Raw genomic sequence first — 1,812 nt, 5'->3', positions numbered from 1 at the left:
GGGTCGGTAACCACGGTTCCTCCAACAGGGAGTTCAGTCGGCGTGGGCCGCTCCACGGGTGCAACGTGAGGTGCCTGTTCCGGGGCGGTGGAGTCAACCAGGGGGTCGGTGGTAGTCACGCGGTCGCCGTCCGTAGTGTCGGGAGGGGCCGGCCGTCCGCCGCGCCCTGCCGAGGACGCGGCGCCGGCCCGCGGATCCGCTTCGAACTCTACTGCGGGGACCGGCTTCGAGGCAGGGCTTTCACCCTTTTGACCTGGGGTGATGCCGGAAGTGCCGGTGGATTGCGGGGAGATGTCCGGCCTGTCGGCCGGGCCGTCGAGGGCCGCCAGCCGGTCGGCGGCCGCGCGGTAGGGCTCGGGCAGCGCGTCGAGCGCGGCCCGCACCGAGCGCGCGAAGGGGATGGCGTCGGCCTCCGGATCGGCGAGCGCGCCCGCGCCGGGGTCGGCCATGAAGCGCTCCAGGTCCGCGAACCACGGAACCTGCGGACCCAGCCGGTGCGCCACGGCCCGCAGCAGCCGGATGATCTCCGAGCGGCGCCCGCCCGCGGCGAGCAGCGAGGTCCGCACGCCGGGCCGGAACCGCAGCGACACCGTCGCGGGGTCGTCGATGTCCTTCCCGGCGGGGACCCGCTCGACGAGGCCGCCGCACAGGACCTCGGTGAGGTCCGCGGAGTCCGACTCCGGCAGCATCACGTCCTGGACGAGGTGGATCACCGGCAGGTTCAGCGGCACGGCCGCCAGGTGCACGGCGAGCTGGAAGGCGGCGGGGGAGGCGGAGGCGCGGAACCTGCGCACCGCCGCTCCCGGCTCCTCCGGCTCGTGGAGCCCGGCGGGCGGCGCCCCGAGTTCGAACTCCTCCGGCGGCGGCGCGCCCCGGCGCACCAGCAGCGCGGGGACGCGGTAGCGCGGCGCCGCCTGCTCCCGGGTGACGAACCGCACCCAGCGGCGCAGGTTGTCCGGTTCCAGCTGCAGCACCGGTACCGCGAGCGGCCCGGCACCGTCGCCCGAGGCCCGCACGGGGCCGCCGCCGTGCGACAGCGGGCGGGCCGCGTAGCGCTCGTTGGCCGCCAGTCCCAGCGCCGGCGCCTGGGGGACCGTCAGCTCCACGCGGTGCAGCCGCATGCCGGTGCGGCGCCACTGATGCCGGGCCAGGAGCTGGACCACCGCCAGGGAGGACGAGCGCCCCCACAGCGCCAGCCACGACTGGACGGCGTCGGTGTGCCAGCCGTGCCCGACACCGTCGGTGAGCACCAGCGCGACCGCGTTGTCGCGGGCGCCGAGGAACAGCTCCTCGGCCAGGGGCGCGGCACCGTGCGCGGCCGTGAGCTCCAGGGAGTCGTGGCCGGCCTTGTCGGAGTCGAAGCGCAGCACGGTCGTGCTGCGGAACACCCCGAGCGGGGCGAGGAGTTCGACGAAGTCGTCCACCAGCGAGCGGTGCAGCAGCATCGACAGGGAGTCGTCGACCAGCAGCGTGAGGTCGATGCCCAGCTCCCGGCCCGGCCGCATCCGTGGCAGGACGGGGGCCGTCCCGCGCGCCAGGGCGTGCGGCATGGCGAGCGCCCGCTGCGCGAAATCGTCGGCCGTGCGCCGCTCGTCCAGCTCGCGGCGGCGAAGGTCGGAGCGCCAGGCCCGGAACGGCCGGAACTCGCGGGGCAGGGCCTGCCGGCCGGCGAGCCGGCGGGCTGCGGCGGAGCCGGCGGCGGCTCCCGCCAGCGGGGGCGGGGCCAGCCCGAGCTCGGCCGCCGTCCACGGCGGCCGGTCCACGGGCTCCTCCACGACGTCCGCCGGCGGCGGCGCGGACGGGGGATCGGGG

Annotated in this window: 1 protein-coding gene; it reads right to left on the bottom strand. The window is 76.7% G+C overall.

The features are described from left to right. The coding region (locus DEF28_RS26395) for an SAV_2336 N-terminal domain-related protein (RefSeq protein ID WP_267900219.1) at nt 1–1,763 on the bottom strand (1,763 nt) is incomplete at its 3' end. Between the last annotated feature and the right edge of the window lie 49 nt (nt 1,764–1,812).

This window comes from Marinitenerispora sediminis, assembly GCF_003336425.1.
In the GTDB taxonomy this organism is placed as follows: domain Bacteria; phylum Actinomycetota; class Actinomycetes; order Streptosporangiales; family Streptosporangiaceae; genus Marinitenerispora; species Marinitenerispora sediminis.
Note: the sequence above shows the minus strand (reverse complement) of the source record. Positions and strands in the feature narration are given on the sequence as shown.